The 18,247-nt window shown below is 66.3% G+C and carries 16 protein-coding genes; all 16 read left to right on the forward strand.

The window, feature by feature from the left end; translation table 11 throughout:
- Positions 1–67: 67 nt before the first annotated feature.
- Positions 68–1,879 carry a peptidoglycan D,D-transpeptidase FtsI family protein gene (locus EGT50_RS03575; RefSeq protein WP_235870532.1) on the forward strand — a complete coding sequence of 604 codons (1,812 nt, stop codon included), beginning with the start codon at positions 68–70 and terminating at the stop codon, positions 1,877–1,879.
- 205 nt (positions 1,880–2,084) lie between these two features.
- The gene (locus EGT50_RS03580; protein ID WP_235870573.1) at positions 2,085–3,770 is read left to right on the forward strand and encodes a UDP-N-acetylmuramoyl-L-alanyl-D-glutamate--2,6-diaminopimelate ligase; all 1,686 of its coding nucleotides are present in this window, start codon (positions 2,085–2,087) and stop codon (positions 3,768–3,770) included.
- Entirely contained in the window at positions 3,767–5,305 is a 1,539-nt protein-coding gene (locus EGT50_RS03585) for a UDP-N-acetylmuramoyl-tripeptide--D-alanyl-D-alanine ligase (RefSeq protein WP_127951173.1), read from the forward strand. The genes EGT50_RS03580 and EGT50_RS03585 overlap by 4 nt, the downstream gene beginning before the upstream one ends.
- Positions 5,302–6,396 carry a phospho-N-acetylmuramoyl-pentapeptide-transferase gene (gene mraY / locus EGT50_RS03590; RefSeq protein ID WP_127951174.1) on the forward strand — a complete coding sequence of 365 codons (1,095 nt, stop codon included), beginning with the start codon at positions 5,302–5,304 and terminating at the stop codon, positions 6,394–6,396. The genes EGT50_RS03585 and mraY overlap by 4 nt, the downstream gene beginning before the upstream one ends.
- Before the next feature lie 4 nt (positions 6,397–6,400).
- On the forward strand, positions 6,401–7,969 hold the full coding sequence (gene murD, locus EGT50_RS03595; RefSeq protein ID WP_127951175.1) for a UDP-N-acetylmuramoyl-L-alanine--D-glutamate ligase: 1,569 nt from the start codon (positions 6,401–6,403) through the stop codon (positions 7,967–7,969).
- Positions 7,969–9,465 (forward strand): putative lipid II flippase FtsW, encoded by a 1,497-nt coding sequence (gene ftsW / locus EGT50_RS03600; protein ID WP_127951176.1) that lies wholly within the window; start codon positions 7,969–7,971, stop codon positions 9,463–9,465. The genes murD and ftsW overlap by 1 nt, the downstream gene beginning before the upstream one ends.
- A complete protein-coding gene (gene murG, locus EGT50_RS03605) occupies positions 9,462–10,610 on the forward strand; it encodes an undecaprenyldiphospho-muramoylpentapeptide beta-N-acetylglucosaminyltransferase (RefSeq protein WP_408014585.1) in 1,149 nt (382 codons plus the stop codon). Before ftsW ends, murG begins: the two co-directional genes overlap by 4 nt.
- Positions 10,607–12,103, forward strand: coding sequence for a UDP-N-acetylmuramate--L-alanine ligase (gene murC, locus EGT50_RS03610; RefSeq protein ID WP_127951177.1), 1,497 nt, complete (start codon positions 10,607–10,609; stop codon positions 12,101–12,103). The genes murG and murC overlap by 4 nt, the downstream gene beginning before the upstream one ends.
- Before the next feature lie 146 nt (positions 12,104–12,249).
- Positions 12,250–12,909, forward strand: a complete 660-nt coding sequence (locus tag EGT50_RS03615) for a cell division protein FtsQ/DivIB (RefSeq protein WP_235870533.1) — start codon at positions 12,250–12,252, stop codon at positions 12,907–12,909.
- A gap of 216 nt (positions 12,910–13,125) precedes the next feature.
- Positions 13,126–14,343, forward strand: coding sequence for a cell division protein FtsZ (gene ftsZ, locus EGT50_RS03620; RefSeq protein ID WP_127951179.1), 1,218 nt, complete (start codon positions 13,126–13,128; stop codon positions 14,341–14,343).
- Positions 14,340–15,089 carry a peptidoglycan editing factor PgeF gene (pgeF, locus tag EGT50_RS03625; RefSeq protein WP_408014586.1) on the forward strand — a complete coding sequence of 250 codons (750 nt, stop codon included), beginning with the start codon at positions 14,340–14,342 and terminating at the stop codon, positions 15,087–15,089. Before ftsZ ends, pgeF begins: the two co-directional genes overlap by 4 nt.
- A gap of 22 nt (positions 15,090–15,111) precedes the next feature.
- Entirely contained in the window at positions 15,112–15,858 is a 747-nt protein-coding gene (locus tag EGT50_RS03630; RefSeq protein ID WP_127951389.1) for a YggS family pyridoxal phosphate-dependent enzyme, read from the forward strand.
- Positions 15,859–16,018: 160 nt separating this feature from the next.
- Positions 16,019–16,624 carry a cell division protein SepF gene (locus EGT50_RS03635; RefSeq protein ID WP_127951181.1) on the forward strand — a complete coding sequence of 202 codons (606 nt, stop codon included), beginning with the start codon at positions 16,019–16,021 and terminating at the stop codon, positions 16,622–16,624.
- Positions 16,625–16,728: 104 nt separating this feature from the next.
- Positions 16,729–17,031: a YggT family protein gene (locus EGT50_RS03640; protein WP_127951182.1), complete on the forward strand. Its 303-nt coding sequence runs from the start codon at positions 16,729–16,731 to the stop codon at positions 17,029–17,031.
- Between the two features lie 116 nt (positions 17,032–17,147).
- Positions 17,148–17,969: a DivIVA-like cell division protein Wag31 gene (wag31, locus tag EGT50_RS03645; RefSeq protein ID WP_127951183.1), complete on the forward strand. Its 822-nt coding sequence runs from the start codon at positions 17,148–17,150 to the stop codon at positions 17,967–17,969.
- 39 nt (positions 17,970–18,008) lie between these two features.
- Positions 18,009–18,227 (forward strand): hypothetical protein, encoded by a 219-nt coding sequence (locus EGT50_RS03650; RefSeq protein WP_127951184.1) that lies wholly within the window; start codon positions 18,009–18,011, stop codon positions 18,225–18,227.
- The last annotated feature ends 20 nt before the right edge of the window (positions 18,228–18,247 follow it).

Genomic DNA, 18,247 nt, shown 5'->3' on the forward strand with positions numbered 1-18,247 from the left:
ACCTGCCTCGCGCCGGCGTAGGCCGACTGCACCGCCCCCGCGAACCGCGCGGGGGCGGAAGTCGTCGGTGCGCCGGACCGATTCCTTCGCGTTCCGGCTCCGGTACGGGCGAGCGGTGATGTTCGTCGCGCTCGGCGCCGTGGCGTTTCAGCTGTTGTGGGTGCAGGGTATCGATGCACCGCGGCTGTCGGCGGAGGCTGCCAACCAAAGGGCCACCAAGCTCACCCTTCCCGCGGTGCGGGGAGAGATCCTTGATCGCAACGGCAACAAGCTCGCCTACACGCTCGACGCGAAGGCGCTCACGTTCCAGCCGGTCGTCGTGCGTAAGAACATGGACGACCTGCGCGCCAAGGACGATTCCCTCCCCGATCCCGAGACTCGGTTGAAGGCGATCGCGAAGGGCATCCACGACAGGCTCGGTGATGTCACCAGCGAGAGGGACCTCCTGACGAAGTTGCAAAGCGACGAGACGTTCGTCTACTTGGTCCGCAATGTGGACCCGGCGGTGGCCGCCGACATCGCCGAAGAGTTCCCGGAGGTCGGACTCGAGCGGCAGGACATCCGCGAGTACCCGGGTGGTTCCCTCGCAGCGAACATCCTCGGCTCGACCGGCTGGGACGGACACGGGCTGCTCGGGCTCGAGGAGTCGATGGACTCGACCCTCGCGGGTGTGGACGGTTCCGAGATCTACGACCGCGGTTCCGACGGCGCTGTGATCCCCGGGAGCCGACGCGATCAACAACCCGCGGTCGACGGTTCGGCGGTGGAGCTCACGATCGACTCCGACTTGCAGTACTACGTGCAACAGCAGGTGCAGCAGGCGAAGGATCTGTCGGGCGCGCAGAACGCATCCGTCGTGGTGCTCGACGCGAAGAACTCCGAAGTACTCGCGATGACCAACGACGGCACGTTCAACCCGGCGATCGGCGTCGGGAACAACCCGGAAACCGCGCAGTTGGGCAATCTGCCGGTCAGCTCGCCGTTCGAACCCGGATCCGTCAACAAGATCGTCACCGCGGCCGCCGCCATCGAATACGGGCTGACCACTCCGGAAGAGGTGCTGCAGGTACCCGGCTCGATCCGTATGGCCGGGGTCTCGGTCAGTGACGCGTGGGCGCACGGGCTCGTGTCCTACACCTCCACCGGTGTCTTCGGGAAGTCGTCGAACGTAGGCACCCTGATGCTTGCCCAGCGTGTCGGCGAGGAACGATTCGCGGACATGCTGCACCGTTTCGGCCTCGGCCAGGCCACCGGCGTCGGTCTCCCGGGCGAGAGCGCAGGCAGCGTTCCACAGCTCGACGACTGGACCGCGGGAACGTTCGCGAACCTGCCGATCGGCCAGGGTCTGTCGATGACGCTGCTGCAGATGACCGGTATGTACCAGGCGATAGCGAACGACGGAGAGCGCGTCCCGCCGCGGATCGTCAAGGCGACGGTGGACCCGGACGGCAACCGGACGCAGACGGAGCGGCCCGAACCGGTTCGGGTCGTCAGCGAGGAGACCGCGCGCACGGTGCGTGACATGTTCCGGGCAGTTACTCAGAGAGACCCGATGGGCTATCAGCAGGGGACCGGTCCGCAAGCCGCTGTCGAGGGCTTCCAGATCAGCGGCAAGACGGGCACTGCGCAACAGGTGGATCCAGCATGTCGTTGCTACTCGAACTCCAGGTACTGGATCACATTCGCCGGTATCGCACCCGCGGACGATCCGCGCTACATCATTGGCATCATGCTGGACGCGCCCGTTCGTGGCATCGACGGCGGCGGGGGGACGTCGGCAGCGCCGTTGTTCCACAACATCGCGTCGTGGCTACTCCAGCGCGAGAGTGTGCCGCTTTCACCGGACCCTGGTCGGCGGTTGGTTCTACAGCCCGACTGAGAAGCGTGCCGCGAAACACCTTCCCGCCAGGTTCTCCGCAAGCGTGCCTCCCCGAGGGGGTGGCGACTCGTAAATCGGGCGCCGACGCCGGTAATCTGGCATGTCGATCTTGGCCGCACGATTCGGTGGTGGTCCCCGCACGCTCGACCACGACCGACTTGTTCGTCCCACCGACATCCGACCGATCAGAGAGGACCCGTTGACCGTGCTTCCGACTCCGCAGCCTTCCACGCCAGGCGCGGCGCCGGAGAGCGGTCTTCGCCCGAGCAACCCGCCGGAGACCGATCTCGCGGATCTCGCGGTGAGGATCGGCGCTCGTCTCGAGTGGGTGGGGCCGGAGCACCCGCACGGATCAGCGAGGATGACCGTTACCGGGGTCGAGTTGCGCGCGCAGACAGTGCGGCCGGGTGATCTGTTCGCTGCCCTACCGGGAGCGCAGACACACGGCGCCCAATTCGTCGTGACAGCTCTCGCGGCCGGCGCCGTCGCAGTGTTCACCGACGACACGGGGCTGGCTTCGGTCAGCGAGCGTCTCGTCGCCGCCGGTTCGACCATGTCGTTGCCGGTCCTCGTGCATCCCGATCCGCGCCGCGTACTCGGCGAGGCTTCGGCAACGATCTATGGCAGCCCGTCGGAGCGGATGCAGGTGATCGGTATCACCGGGACATCCGGCAAGACGACATCGTCGTACCTGATCGAAGCCGGTCTCGCCGCAGCAGGACGCAGCATGGGATTGGTGGGCACCATCGAGACGCGCGTCGCGGGTCGCTGTGTGCCAAGCGCCCTCACCACGCCGGAGGCTCCGCAACTTCACGCGTTGTTCGCGGCGATGTACGAACGCGGCATCGACACCGTAGTCATGGAGGTGTCGAGCCACGCGCTCGCCCTCGGCCGCGTCGACGGCGTCCGTTTCTCGATCGGTGCATTCACCAACCTCTCGCAGGATCACCTCGACTTCCACAAGGACTTCGACGACTACTTCGCGACCAAGAGTCGATTGTTCGCGGCGGACTCGACCGTCCGAGCAGATAGTGCGGTTGTCTGCATCGACGACGAGTGGGGCGTGCGCATGGCGGAGATAGCACGCCGCGCGAACCCGGATCAGCCTGACGCGGTTGTCACGATCGGAACCCGCGTGGATGCCCAGGGGGAGTGGGAATACCAGCCCGACTGGACCGCCGGACCGAGCCAGCCGACGACGTTGGGCAGTCAGGTCTTCACGCTCAAAGGACCGGACAGGGCCACGCGCGAGGTGTCACTGCGCCTGCCCGGCCAGTACAACGTCGCAAACGCTGCACTTGCGGCGGCGGTGTGTGTGGCTGCGGGCGTCGACCTCGACACCGCGCTGGCCGGGATCGCCGAGGTGGATGTTCCGGGCCGGGTACAGCGTGTCGACCGGGGGCAGGACTTCCTCGCTGTTGTGGACTACGCGCACAAGCCGGCAGCGCTCGAGGCCGTCATCGCCACACTACGTGGACAGACATCGGGTCGGATCGCGGTTGTCGTCGGTGCCGGGGGAGACCGCGACACCGGCAAGCGAACGCTGATGGGGGAAATGGGTGCCCGCGGCGCTGACCTGCTCGTAATCACCGACGACAACCCGCGCACCGAGGACCCGGCCGCTATTCGAGCCGCGTTGGCCGCGGGAGCACTGGCAGTTCCATCCGCTGAGCGTGGTGAGGTTCGCGAGATCGGTGACCGCGCCGAGGCTATAGGGGTGGCGGTCCTATGGGCGCGCCCGGGCGATGTGGTCCTGGTCGCCGGCAAAGGACACGAGACTGGCCAGGAGATCAACGGGGTGAAGTACCCATTCGACGACCGCGAGGTTCTGAGAGAGGCGATCGACCGGATCGCCTCCGGCGACGGACCTGCATACGGAGGAGATGCATGATCCCGATGACGCTCGCCAAGATCGCACAAGCGGTCGGCGGGACGCTGCACGATGTCGACGATCCGTCGGCCACCGTCACGGGAACGGTGGAGTTCGATTCCCGCGAGGTCACTCCGGGTGGGTTGTTTCTGGCGCTGCCCGGAGCCCGGACCGATGGCCATGACCACGCTGCCGCCGCTGTCGCGGCTGGCGCGGTGGCCGTCCTCGCGGCGCGGCCCGTCGGCGTCCCGGCGATCGTCGTCGAACCGCTCGGCGCGTCGGGAAGCGGGGCGCTGGCGCTCGAACACGACAGCGACGGCTCGGGTGCCGCGGTACTCGGGGCCCTCGCGAAGCTCGCGCGTGTGAGCACGGACGCGATCGTCGAGGGAACGGGAATGACGGTCGTCGGTGTCACGGGTTCGTCAGGCAAGACCTCCACGAAGGACCTGCTGGCGGCCGTGCTGGCACCGCTCGGTTCGGTCATCGCTCCACCCGGTTCGTTCAACAACGAACTCGGCCACCCGTGGACTGCGCTGCGCGCTGACGCCGACACCCGATTCCTGGTGCTCGAGATGTCCGCCCGTAGGCGGGGGAACATCGCAGATCTCGCGAAGACCGTACCGCCGCGCATCGGTGTGGTGCTCAACGTCGGCACAGCCCACCTCGGCGAGTTCGGATCGCGTGAGGCGATCGCCGAGACCAAAGGCGAACTCCCCGCGTCGCTGCCTTCGGCGCTGGATGGGGGCGTCGCGGTGCTCAATGCAGATGATCCGTTGGTCGCCTCCATGGCCGAGCGCACCAAGGCTCGGGTCGTGCTGGTCGGGCTGTCTGCCAACGCCGATGTCCGTGCGACCGACGTGCACCTCGACGACCAAGCCCGTGCGAGTTTCACGCTCGAGTGCGAGGTCGGCAGAGTCCGGGTCACCCTCGCCGTCCACGGTGAGCATCACATCGGCAACGCCCTCGCCGCTGCGGCTGTCGCGCTCGAGTGCGGTGCAACTCTCGAGCAGATCGCCGCTGCTCTGGGCGGGGCGACGCCGGTGTCGGCGCGCCGCATGGAGGTCCGGGACCGCTCCGACGGCGTGACTGTCGTCAACGACTCGTACAACGCCAATCCCGACTCGATGCGCGCCGCGCTCAAGGCGCTGGTATCGATGGCGCGTTCTGGCAGCGGTCCGGCGCGCCGGAGTTGGGCAGTCCTCGGAGAAATGGCCGAACTGGGACCAGAATCAGTGGTCGAACACGACGCCATCGGACGGTTCGCAGTGCGCTTGGACGTGTCCAAATTGATTCTCGTCGGACCGGGCCGTCCCGTCCGCGCTATGTACCAGGGAGCGGTGATGGAAGGTTCGTGGGGTGAGGAGGCGGTCCACGTACCCGACCGCGCGAGCGCGATCGCACTGCTCGAACAGGAACTTCAAGCCGGCGACCTGGTGCTGGTGAAGGCGTCGAGTTCGATCGGTCTGTGGGAGGTTGCGGAAGCTGTGCTCGCCACGCCGGCGACAGGTTCGGTTACCGCGGGCAACGAGACGACGGGCAAGGGGGCGTCTCAGTGAGGCAGATTCTCTTCGCTGCGGGCATCGCTCTCGCGGTGTCCATCCTGTTGACGCCCGTTCTGATCAAGATCTTCTCCCGACAGGGCTTCGGACAGGAAATCCGCGTCGAGGGTCCCGAAAGCCACCAGGCCAAGCGTGGTACTCCGACTATGGGTGGCGTTGCGATCCTCGTGGGCCTGTGGGCAGGCTACTGGGGTTCACACCTGATCGGCATCGGCTATGAGGCGGAGGGTCCGTCAGCGTCAGGTCTACTCGTGCTCGGTTTGACCACTGCGCTCGGCGTTGTCGGCTTTCTCGATGACTTCATCAAGATTCGCAAGCAGCGCAATCTGGGCCTGAACAAGACCGCCAAGCTCGTGGGTCAGTTGGTGGCCGCGGTCGCGTTCGGAATCTTGGCGCTGCAGTTCCGGGATGAGAACGGGTTGACCCCCGGCAGCGTGCATCTGTCGTACGTACGTGACATCGCCACGGTGAGCCTGGGCTCGATCGTATTCATCCTCTTCGTCTACCTGCTGGTCAGCGCTTGGTCGAACGCGGTGAACCTCACCGATGGACTCGATGGCTTGGCGGCAGGGTCGATGAGCCTCGTCCTCGGTGCGTACGTGATAATCACGTTCTGGCAGTACCGCAACGCGTGCAGTACGGGTCCGGGAAGCCTCGGTCCGGCCAAGGGATGCTATGACGTCCGCGACCCGCTGGACCTGGCCTTGTTGTGTGCGGCCGGTGCCGCTGCATGCATCGGCTTCCTGTGGTGGAATGCGGCCCCGGCAAAGATCTTCATGGGTGACACCGGGTCACTGGCACTCGGCGGCATGCTCGCGGGTCTGTCCATCACCACTCGCACCGAGCTGCTGATGGTCGTCATCGGCGCGCTGTTCGTGGCGGAGGCCGCATCGGTGGTCATCCAGGTCGCCGTTTTCCGGTCAAGTCGACGACGCGTGTTCCGGATGGCGCCATTCCACCACCACTTCGAACTCGGCGGGTGGGCGGAGACCCAGGTGATCATCAGATTCTGGTTGTTGGCCGCGATCGCGTCCGCGGTCGGTCTGGCCCTCTTCTACAGCGAGTATCTCGCCGCGATCGGGGATTGACGCAATGCGTTTCGAGGAGCAGTACCTCGACGAGTCGGGTTTGAGTCGGCTACGCGACGCCGACGTCCTGGTGGCCGGTGCGGGTGTTTCCGGTCGGGCGGTCGTCGCGCCTTTGCGGGACCTCGGTGCGAGGGTCACGGTTACCGACGCCAACGCGGACGCCCTGGCACACTGCGCGGACCTGGGCGCGGCGACGATCGGGATAGACGAGCTTGTGGCCTTCCCCGGGCGGGTCGCCGACTTCGCCCTGGTAATCGCGAGCCCGGGGTTCCGGCCCGACGCACCGATCATGTCGGCGGCTGCCGGGATGAGCGTTCCCATCTGGGGCGACATCGAGTTCTCGTGGCGGGTCGATCAGGCCCGGATGTACGGACCGCCGCGCCGCTGGCTGGTCGTGACCGGCACCAACGGCAAGACCACCACCACCTCGATGCTGGACTCGATCCTCGAGGCCGCGGGTATTCCGTCGTTGGCCTGCGGGAACATAGGGCTGCCGGTGCTCGACGCGCTGCGGGAACAGCAGCCTCGCGCGGACGCGCTCGCTGTCGAGTTGTCGTCTTTCCAGCTGTACTGGGCGCCCTCGGTGCGGCCCGCGGCCGGCGTCGTCCTCAACATCGCTGAGGATCATCTGGACTGGCACGGGGGCATGCAGGGATACATCGACGCCAAGGCGCGGGCCCTGACTGGCGACATCGCGATCGTGGGTCTGGACAACGCCCCGGCGGCCGCGCTGGCGGAGCGGCCGCGGGTCGGGCGCACAGTGGGCTTCAGGCTGGGCGTGCCGGGTCGTGGCGAGCTGGGCGTGGTCGATGGTGTGCTGGTCGATCGCGCGTTCGCGGACTCGGCGACTCTGCTCCCAGCCGGCCAGATCAGCCCACCGGGGCCAGCCGGCGTCTGCGATGCCCTGGCCGCCGCCGCGCTGTCCCGCGCGATCGGTGTGTCAGCGGACGCGGTTAGCGCTGGACTCCGAGCCCACCGCGTCGGGCCGCACCGCGCACAAACGGTGCGCGAGGTGAAGGGTGTCGCCTTCGTGGATGATTCGAAGGCGACCAATCCGCATGCGGCGCGATCGTCGATCATCGGGCGTGACTCAGTCGTGTGGATCGCCGGCGGCCAACTCAAGGGCGCGCGGGTGGACGATCTCGTGGCGGAAGTCGCCGGCCGGTTGGTCGGCGCGGTCCTGATCGGGCAGGACGCGGACCAGATCGCGGACGCGCTGGCGCGACACGCCCCGGAGGTCCCGGTGGTGCACATCCGATCGGGAGACGATGCATCCATGGGTGCACGAAACCCCGATACAGTGCTACTCGATCTCCCCGAAGCCGACGCCGACTCGGTGATGGTGGCTGCCGTGCGCTCCGGGGCGGCTTTGGCCGCTCCGGGCGATACTGTTCTGCTTGCGCCCGCGGCCGCGTCGCTGGACATGTTCGACTCGTACGGGCATCGGGGACGTAGCTTCGCCGCGGCCGCGGGTGGACTGTCGGACGAGGAGATCGGGCCGTCTACGGCCGAGCCGGCAGATGCGCCGACGGCCGAGCCGACAGATTTGGCCGGGGAGTCCGGGCCAAGCTGATGAGAATCGAGACCGAGCGCCGCACCGGCCGGGCCGACCGTGGGCCCCGGACCCGGATCGGCGCGTGGCTGGCGCGCCCGCTGACGTCCTTTCACCTGGTCGTCACCATCGCGATGTTGCTGACGGTGCTCGGACTGGTGATGGTTCTGTCGTCATCGAGTGTCGCATCGGTGGCACAGGACGGGTCCGCCTACGGGACCTTCGTCTCGCAACTGATCTTCTTGGCCGGCGGGCTCGTGATCTTCTACGTCGCGTTGATGATCCCGATCCGGGTGGTTCGGGAGTGGTCGCTACCGGCCTTCGCGGTCACCGTCGTGATGCTCGTATTGGTGCTCATCCCGGGCATCGGCACGAGGTCGCAGGGTACGCGCGGATGGTTCGTGATCGGCCCGTTCTCGCTGCAGCCATCGGAACTCGCGAAGATCGCGTTCTCGGTCTGGGGTGCACATCTGCTGGCAACACGGCGGCGGGACAATCCGTCGCTGAAGGAGATGCTGACTCCGCTGGTTCCGGCGGCGATGATCGTCTTGGCGCTCATTGTGCTCCAGCCGGACTATGGCACCGCCTTCTCCCTCGCGATCATCTTGCTTGCGCTGCTGTGGTTCGCGGGACTGCCGCTCAAGATCTTCTTCGCCATCCTCGGTGCGGGCGCGGTCGCGGCGGTCACCCTAGCCATGACTGCCGGCTACCGATCCGCGCGCGTCCGGGCGTTCTTCGATCCCGAAGCGGATCCGCAAGGAAGCGGCTACCAGGCCCGACAGGCAAAGTACGCCCTTGCGGACGGCAGTTTGTTCGGTGAGGGACTCGGGCAGAGTCGTGCGAAGTGGAGCTATCTGCCCAATGCCCACAACGACTTCATCTTCGCGATCATCGGCGAGGAACTCGGGTTCATTGGTGCGGGCGCGGTGATCGGCCTGTTCGGTCTGTTCGTATACACCGGCCTGCGGATCGCGCGACGCTCGGTGGATCCTTTCCTGCAGTTGCTCACGGCGACTGCGACCGCTTGGATCACCGGACAGGCCTTCATCAATATCGGTTATGTGGTCGGTGTGCTGCCGGTGACAGGTCTTCAGTTGCCGCTGGTGTCTGCGGGTGGTACGTCGGCGGCGACGACACTTCTGATGTTCGGGCTCGTCGCGAGCGCGGCTCGGCACGAACCGGAAGCGGTCGCGGCGTTGCACGGCGGCCAGGACGGGCGCCTCTCACGTCTGCTTCGCCTGCCGAAGCCGGCTCCGTACATCCCGCCGCGTCGGAGGGGTGCTGCGGTGGTCCGGAAGGCGCAGTCGACCAGGGTGCCGCCCGGTCGCCGCGAGCGGACTCCGCGGCGGGACCCTCGAGCTGTGCACGACGAGCCCCGCAAACGGTCACCGAAAGCAGGCACCGGCAGGCGGGGAGGCGACAATCGAGGACGGCGGGGACACGACCCTGCTTCTGAACGTCGGCGGGAAACACGATCACGTGGTCCCCGTCCAGGAGAGCGAGGAATGCGTAAGTGAACGGCGACAACCGCGAGAATGACGCGGTCCTGTCCGTGGTGGTGGCCGGTGGCGGAACCGCCGGTCACATTGAGCCGGCGATGGCCGTCGCGGACGCGATCCGCGTCCTCGATCCGTCCGCGGTGGTGACGGCACTGGGCACCGAGCGTGGTCTCGAGACGGCGCTGGTGCCGAAGCGGGGATATGAGCTCGAATTGATCCCTCCCGTTCCGCTGCCAAGGAAGCCGACGATGGACCTGCTCCGGTTGCCCGGGCGGATCAGGCGTTCGATCGCCGCGACCCGTGCGATCCTGGACCGAAAGAACGCGGACGTGATCGTCGGATTCGGTGGCTACGTGGCGCTGCCGGCGTACCTGGCGGCGGGCTCGGGTCTGTTCGGTCGGCGGCGGCGGATTCCCGTCCTTGTGCACGAGGCGAATGCGAGCGCCGGAATCGCCAACAAGATCGGCGCGCGCCGCGCCCGCCGGGTGCTGGCTGCCGTCGCGGGTTCGGGTGTTGCGGCGCGGGGGCGTGAGGACGCGGAAATCGTCGGCGTCCCCGTACGTTCGTCGATCACCGGACTCGATCGAGAGTCGCTGCGGGCGAAGGCCCGTGAGCACTTCGGCTTGCCTGCGGAGGGGCCGGTCCTGTTGGTCTTCGGAGGCTCGCAAGGTGCTCGTTCGCTCAACGAGGCGGTTGCGGGCGCGGCGGCGGAGTTGGCGGACGCGGGGATCTCGGTGTTGCATGCGTACGGCCCCAAGAATGCGGTTGATGTCGAATCCCGTCCGGCCGCACCGTACGTCGCGGTGCCTTACCTGTCGCGGATGGATCTGGCCTATTCGGCGGCGGATGTGGTGATTTGCCGGTCGGGCGCGATGACGGTTGCCGAGGTGTCGGCCGTCGGATTGCCCGCCATCTACGTGCCGTTGCCACACGGAAACGGTGAGCAGGAACTCAATGCGCGACCGGTCGTGGCCGCGGGCGGCGGGATGATGGTTGCGGACGGCGACCTGACGCCGAAGTACGTGGCCGACACCGTGGTCCCGTTACTCCGTGATCCGGCGCGTATCGAAGAGATGAGCCGAAGCGCCGCTGGGGCGGGGCACCGCGATGCAGCAGCCTTGGTGGCGCAGATCGTTGTCGAGGTAGCAAGGGGAAGGCGATGAGCGAGCAGCTGCCCGCGGGTCTCGAGCGGGTACACATGGTCGGCATCGGGGGTGCGGGAATGTCCGGCATTGCGCGGATACTCCTCGCGCGTGGTGGGCTGGTGTCCGGCTCCGATGCCAAGGAGAGTCGTGGGGTGCTTGCGTTGCGTGCCCGGGGTGCGGACGTCCGGATCGGGCACGACGCGAGCGCTCTGGATCTGCTGCCCGGCGGCCCGACGTCGGTCGTGACAAGCTTTGCGGCGATCCCGAGGGACAACCCAGAGCTCGTCGAGGCGCGGCGGCGCGGGGTTCCCGTGATCATGCGCCCCGCCGTCCTGGCTTCGCTGATGCGTGGACACCGGACGTTGCTCGTGTCGGGTACTCACGGCAAGACCTCGACCACCTCGATGCTCGTCGTTGCGTTGCAGCATTGCGGATTCGACCCTTCCTTCGCCGTCGGCGGTGAGCTCAACGAGGCTGGAACCAACGCGCACCACGGTTCAGGTGAGGTCTTCGTGGCCGAGGCCGATGAGAGCGACGGCTCACTGCTGCAGTACGACCCGGATCTCGTGGTGGTCACCAACATCGAGGCCGACCATCTCGATTTCTTCGGTAGTAGTGAGGCATACGTCCAGGTCTTCGACGACTTCGTCGCGCGCATCGCGCCCGGGGGCCTCTTGGTGGCGTGTCTCGACGACCCGGGTTCGGCGGCACTCGCGCGCCGCACCGTCGAGTCCGGTCTTACGGATGTGCGGGTGGTCGGCTACGGCACCACAGAAGCCGTCGGTGCGGCGGAGGGCATTCCGGTCGGTGTGGAGTTGGTGTCGTGGGAGGTGTCCGACATCGGCGGTGTGGCGAACATTCGGCTCTCCGGGGAGCCTGACGTGCGTGCTCTGCGTTTGGGTGTGCCCGGAAAGCACATGGCCCTCAACGCGCTTGCAGCGCTGCTCGCAGGTTTGGATTCCGGCGCGCAGATCGATGAGCTGCTCGAGGGTCTGGCCGGGTTCGGCGGCGTCCACCGCCGGTTCCAGCTGACCGGGCGCGAGCGCGAGGTTCGACTGTTCGATGACTACGCTCACCATCCCACCGAGGTTCGAACGGTGCTCGGCGCGGCGCGGGAACTTGTCGGTAACCCGAGGCGCGGCCGGGTGATCGTGGTGTTCCAGCCGCACCTCTACTCGAGAACAGCGACGTTCGCGCAGGATTTCGGTGAGGCGCTGGACGTTGCCGACGAGGTGGTCCTCCTCGACGTTTACGGTGCTCGTGAGGAGCCGATACCAGGGGTCAGTGGTGCGCTCGTGGCGCAAGGAGTCACGAAACCCGTTCACTACCAGCCAGATCGGTCCCAGGTGCCTCGTCAGGTTGCGGAGATAGCCGAGCCCGGTGACATCGTTATCACGATGGGTGCGGGCGATGTGACGATGCTCGGTGGGCCGATCCTCGATGCATTGCGTGCGCGACCGAATCGGGGCCGCCGTTCGGGTGCAGTAGGACTGGGTCCGGAGTCGCAGTGACGGTCGACGGCCGGGGCCGGCCTCGCGGTAGGCGCCGGGACATGCGGCGGGGCCGGAGTTCGCGAGCGGGGAGTGACCGGGAGCACTCAGGGTCGGCCGAGAACCGTGTGGGACGCGGGTCGGCTGACCGTGAACGTGCCCGTTCCTTGCGGCGCAAGGTATTCCTTGTCACCGCAGTGTGTGTGACCGTGATCGCGGCGTTGGTCGGGGTGTTGTGGTTCAGCCCGTTGATGTCGGTGCGGCAGATCGCGTATGTCGGCGATGGACGGGTGACCGAGGAGGAAGTGTTGCGTGTCCTCGACGTTGCGGAGGGGACGCCGCTGCTTCGGGTCGACACCGGCGCCGCGGCGCGTCGGGTCGCCGGTATTCCACGGGTCGCCGAGGTTCGGGTGCAGCGTGAGTACCCGTCGACGGTGAGGGTTACCGTCATGGAACGGGTTCCCGTGGTGTTCTTCGACTCTCCACAGGGGCAGCACCTGATGGACGCGGGCGGTGTCGACTACGCGATCGAGCCACCACCGCCCGGGCTCGCTCGGCTGGTTACGCCGACTCCGGGTCACGACGATCACGTGACGCAGGTCGCGTTGGCGGTGCTCGAGCAGCTGCCGGAGGAGGTTCGCTTCCAGGTGTCCGAGGTTGCGGCGCCAACGATTTCGAACATTTCGGTTACGCTGGACGACGGCCGCGTCTTGGTGTGGGGCAGCGCCGAAGATTCCGAGAGGAAGTCGGCGGTGGTCTCCGTGCTGTTGACACAGCCCGGTCAGGTCTTCGACGTGTCGAGTCCCGAACTGCCCACCGTGAAGTGATGGGCAAATCGGGCGTGTGGCGCCAAGAAGTCGTCGGGTTCGAAGGTCCCGCAAAAACTTTGGCGGGTGTCGGCGCGCCTGCTGGCGGATCGCTGTGACACTGCATAGCGTTTCGCAGCAGCAGGCCACTTGACATAACCTTAACCCTATGGTTGAGGTTGAGGGTTTTCCCTCACTAGTACTAGCGAGAAATCCACTCACGGAAGGCGAGAGCCTATGACGCCCCCGCACAACTACCTCGCCGTCATCAAGGTCGTCGGTGTCGGCGGAGGCGGCGTCAATGCGGTCAACCGCATGATCGAGCAGGGACTCAAGGGAGTCGAGTTCATTGCGGTCAACACGGATGCGCAGGCACTTCTGCTGTCCGAGGCCCATGTCAAGCTCGACGTCGGGCGTGAGTTGACCCACGGACTCGGCGCCGGTGCTGACCCGGAGGTGGGCCGCAGGGCCGCCGAGGACGACAAGAACGAGATCGAAGAGGTCCTCAAAGGCGCCGACATGGTCTTCGTCACTGCGGGTGAGGGCGGTGGCACAGGCACTGGCGGCGCGCCCGTGGTCGCGAGCATCGCCCGCAAACTTGGTGCTCTCACCATTGGCGTTGTCACGCGCCCGTTCACATTCGAGGGCAAGCGTCGCGCCTCGCAGGCTGAATCGGGCATCGCCGCGCTGCGTGAATCCTGCGACACTCTGATCGTGATCCCGAATGACCGGCTGCTCCAGCTCAGCGACGAGAATATGAAGCTGATGGAAGCGTTCCACAGCGCCGACGAGGTGCTCCTCAATGGCGTTCAGGGCATCACCGATCTGATCACCACTCCAGGCCTGATCAACGTCGATTTCGCCGACGTCAAGAGCGTCATGTCCGGAGCCGGCAGCGCGCTGATGGGCATCGGGTCGGCGCAGGGTGAGGGCCGGGCTATCAAGGCCGCCGGGACGGCAATCAACTCGCCGCTGCTCGAGGCGTCGATGGACGGTGCGCGCGGCGTCTTGCTGTCGATCGCCGGCGGCTCGGACCTGGGTCTGTTCGAGATCAACGAGGCGGCCTCGCTCGTTCAGGAGGCCGCACACGTCGACGCCAACATCATCTTCGGAACCGTCATCGACGACTCTCTCGGCGACGAGGTCCGTGTGACCGTGATCGCCGCCGGCTTCGAAGGTGGTGCCCCGACCAGGCGCCCGATCGATGTTCAGTCCGCGCTCGGACGCGGGAACATCGGAGCCGGACGAGCCGGCGAGGTCGGTCGACCGGAGCGCTCCGGGTCCACGCCGTCCGGTGCCGCCCCTGTACCGGTGGCTTCGCGTGAAGTCGGGGCGCCAACCGCGGGTTCGAGCCTGCCGCCGATCGGCGGGAACGCTGCTTCCCGCGCTGTGGCAGCCGGCGATGACGAAGGCGATGATGACGATGTCGACGTTCCCATTTTCATGAAACGTTGAAGAGGGCATTGGCAAGTGGGGTAAGGGTCCGGCGGGTCGTCACGACCCGGGCCGGAGGTGTGTCAGAGGCACCGTACGACTCGTTCAACCTAGGTGACCACGTCGGTGACGACCGGGCCGCCGTCGAGGTCAATCGTCGGCGGCTTGCCGAGGGTATTGGGTTGCCGCTCGAGCGTCTGGTGTGGATGGAGCAAATCCACGGCCGAAACGTGACCGTGGTCAACGGTCCCCGCTCGCCCTCTGACGGTCCGGTGCCGGTAACCGACGCACTGGTGACCAAGGAACCCGACCTTGCTTTGGTGACGCTGACCGCGGACTGTGTACCGATCCTGCTCTCGGATGATGAGGCGGGTGTGATCGCAGCAGTGCACGCCGGTCGCATCGGAGCCCGGATCGGCATCGTTCCAGAGGTCGTCGGCGTGATGATCAATCTGGGCGCCCGTCCGGAGCAGATCGGGGCTTTTCTGGGCCCGGCCGCCAGCGGGCGCAGGTACGAGGTTCCGGCCGCAATGCAGGCCGACGTCGAGAAGTTCCTCCCCGGCAGCGCGACCCGCACCGTGAACGGCACTCCGGGTCTGGATCTGCGTGCGGGGCTGCGGCGGCAACTGCTGGCAATGGGCGTATCGAGTGTCGCAGAGGATCCGCGGTGCACGATCGAGGACTCGACGTTGTTCAGCCACCGCAGGGGGGCTCCAACCGGCAGATTCGCCTCGGTGATCTGGATGGATTCGTCGGGACAAGGATGACGGAGAAGAGTTGACGGTCGGGATGGGTAGGCGCGACGACACAGCTAGGCGCGACGAAATAGCATCGGCACTCACTGCGGTCCGTGCCAGGCTCGAGGCGGCGTGCCGGGACGCGGGGCGCGATCCTGCTGAAGTCACGTTGCTGCCGGTGACGAAGTTCTTCCCGGCTTCGGACGTGCGGATCCTCTACGATCTCGGCTGCCGCGGGTTCGGCGAGTCGCGTGAACCGGAGGCGAGTACCAAGATCGCGGAGTTCCGGGCCGATTCCGGTGTCGTCGATGCCGTGCTGTGGCACATGATCGGCAGACTTCAGCGGAACAAGGTCAAGTCCGTGGTGCGGTGGGCCGACATGGTCCACTCGCTGGACAGTGTCCGATTGGCCGACGCGCTCGATGCCTCCGTCGGTGCCGCACGTGACGCCGGGACCCGTTCCGGTCCGCTCGAAGTGCTGCTTCAGGTGAGCCTGGACACCGATCCGGCGCGGGGTGGTGTCGCGGTCGCGGGAGTGGATGCCCTCGCGGCGCACGTGGCAGCGTCGCCGAATCTGGTTCTCCGTGGACTGATGTCGGTGCCGCCGCTCGATTCCGATCCGGACGAGGCCTTCGGCCGGCTCGCGGTTGTCCAAGCCGGTGTGCTGCGCGACCACCCGGACGCAACGGTGTTGTCCGCAGGGATGACTGGCGATCTGGAGGCGGCGATCCGCCATGGGTCGACCTGTGTGCGTGTCGGAACCGCGATCCTCGGCCGACGTCCGATAATCTCGGAATAATCACCAGTCACATCGTGAACAGCTGCCACACCCAAAGATCGTCAGTCCGCCACGAGCGGTGGCTCTGAGACCGCTCATCCTATTTAGCTCTATGCTGATCTATACGGTCGGCCGCAGCCTTCGCAAAGTAACCGATCGCCGCGCCCAGGAAGGTCGATCAATGAGCACTCTGCACAAGTTCAAGGCATACTTCGGCATGGTTCCCCTCGAGGACTTCGAGGACGACTACATCGATGAGCCCGAGCCGCCGCGCCGTGACTACGCCGAGCCGGGATACTCCTCCACTCGTCGCGACGAGGTTGACGATTTCGATCGCTACGGCTCCGCGTCACGTCAGCCGCCGCATGTGGAGCCGATGCCGACACGCCCGACTCGTCCGGTGCCCAACGCTGGCGGCCCACGGGGAACCACCCGCGGCGCGCTGGCCGTCGACCCGCGGATGGACCGAGTCCAGGGCCGGCGTTCGCTCGTCGACGAAGGCGGCCCGCTGTCGAAGATCACGACGCTTTGGCCTCGTGACTACGGCGAGGCCCGTACCATCGGCGAGCAGTTCCGTGATGGTAATCCGGTGATCATCAATCTCGTGGAGCTGAGCAACGCCGATGCCAAGCGGCTGGTGGACTTCGCGGCAGGCCTCGCGTTCGCCCTTCGGGGATCCTTCGACAAGGTTGCGACGAAGGTGTTCCTGCTTTCGCCCGCCGGCGTCGACGTCTCCGCCGAGGAGCGTCGACGGATCGCGGAGACCGGCTACTACAACCAGAAGTAACCGCTGCGGTCGAGGAGCGCGCCACGCGACCCCGTGGGTGTGACGCGCGCCTCGGCTTGGCCGATGGTTTTGATCGACCGGTTGTTGTGAGGCAGAGTGAAGGTGTGGCCGTGTTCTCGGTGATCTACGTGATCTTGTTCGTATTCTGGTTGTTGCTCATCGGACGGATCATCGTCGAGTTCATCCGGGTCTTCGCCAGAGACTGGCGACCATCGGGTTTCGTCGTGGTCGTGCTCGAGGTGATCTTCACGGTCACTGACCCGCCAGTGAAGCTCCTTCGTCGACTCATTCCGCCGATATCCCTCGGCGGGGTTCGGCTGGATCTTTCGATCATGGTGCTGTTGTTTCTGCTGTTCATCCTCATGCAGGTCGTATCCGGGCTGGCGTCACCTCCCGGTTTGGTGTGACAGAATGGGCTGGCAGTTAGTGTGTGACAGGGTAACGAAATGGTTAAGAAGTACGCGCGACGCGCTAGAACACAATGCGTGCTAGACCGCCAATTGACGCGTGAAGGGATCCTTCCATGCCGTTAACTCCAGCCGATGTGCACAACGTCGCGTTCAGCAAGCCCCCGATCGGGAAGCGTGGCTACAACGAGGACGAGGTCGACGCCTTCCTCGATCTGGTCGAGCAGGAGCTAGCGCGACTCATCGAGGACAATACCGATCTGCGTCAACGCGTAGGGGAGCTCGACCAGGAACTGGCCGAGGCGAAGAAGGCGCCGCGTCCGCCCGGTGCAGCTCCGGCCCCGGCGGCCGTTCCCAAGCCGGAGCCGGAACCGGTCCGGGTCGTCGAGCCCCCGAAGGGCGGGTTGCCCCACCCGACCGATGACGCCAACATGCAGGCGGCCAAGGTCCTCGGTCTTGCACAGGAGATGGCGGACCGGCTCACTGGCGAGGCCAAGATCGAGGCCGAGCAATTGCTCAGTGATGCTCGTGTGAACTCGGAGCGTCTGGTAACCGAGGGTCGCACCAAGTCGGAGGCGATGGTCGGCGAGGCCAAGCAAAAGTCCGAGTCGCTCCTGTCCGACGCTCAGGCCCGCTCGGAAACCCAGCTGCGCCAGGCCAAGGAGAAGGCTGACGCACTGCAAGCGGACGCCGAGAAGAAGCACACCGAGATCATGGCGACGATCAACCAGCAGCGGTCGGTTCTCGAGGGTCGGATCGAGCAGTTGAAGACCTTCGAGCGCGAGTACCGCGTGCGCCTGAAGTCATACCTGGAGTCGCAACTCGAGGAGTTGGAGCAGCGCGGCTCGGCGGTGCCGGTCGACGGTGGCCAGGACGCCTTCGGGCAGTCCGGTTCACAGTCCGGTCTCAGGCAGTCTTTCGCCAAGGGAAACAACTGACCGAGCCGACGCCGGCGGCTCTCGAACAGAGGGTGAGTAGTGCTGGTCACGACGCTGCTTCTCGCAGCAGTTGGATTCGCGATGCTGGTGATCGCGCTGACGACGGGTTCCGTCATCTGGGCGTGGGGATGCATCGCGGTCTGCATCGTGGGTGCCGTCGTCCTGCTGGTCAGTGCGTTGGCGGATAGGAAAGGCACGCCCGTCGACAACTCCGGTGATTCGAACAACTCGGCCGGATCGAGGCACCGGGACACCTGACCGGGATGTCGCGGACGACC

This window comes from Rhodococcus xishaensis (genome assembly GCF_004011825.1).
Taxonomy (GTDB): domain Bacteria; phylum Actinomycetota; class Actinomycetes; order Mycobacteriales; family Mycobacteriaceae; genus Prescottella; species Prescottella xishaensis.

Bases quoted from the DNA above. Each gene is read 5' to 3' on its own strand.
- ftsZ (WP_127951179.1), top strand. From the start codon at position 13,126: ATGACGCCCCCGCACAACTACCTCGCCGTCATCAAGGTCGTCGGTGTC.
- EGT50_RS03635 (WP_127951181.1), top strand. From the start codon at position 16,019: ATGAGCACTCTGCACAAGTTCAAGGCATACTTCGGCATGGTTCCCCTC.
- EGT50_RS03630 (WP_127951389.1), top strand. From the start codon at position 15,112: ATGGGTAGGCGCGACGACACAGCTAGGCGCGACGAAATAGCATCGGCA.
- EGT50_RS03585 (WP_127951173.1), top strand. From the start codon at position 3,767: ATGATCCCGATGACGCTCGCCAAGATCGCACAAGCGGTCGGCGGGACG.
- murC (WP_127951177.1), top strand. From the start codon at position 10,607: ATGAGCGAGCAGCTGCCCGCGGGTCTCGAGCGGGTACACATGGTCGGC.
- murD (WP_127951175.1), top strand. From the start codon at position 6,401: ATGCGTTTCGAGGAGCAGTACCTCGACGAGTCGGGTTTGAGTCGGCTA.
- wag31 (WP_127951183.1), top strand. From the start codon at position 17,148: ATGCCGTTAACTCCAGCCGATGTGCACAACGTCGCGTTCAGCAAGCCC.
- ftsW (WP_127951176.1), top strand. From the start codon at position 7,969: ATGAGAATCGAGACCGAGCGCCGCACCGGCCGGGCCGACCGTGGGCCC.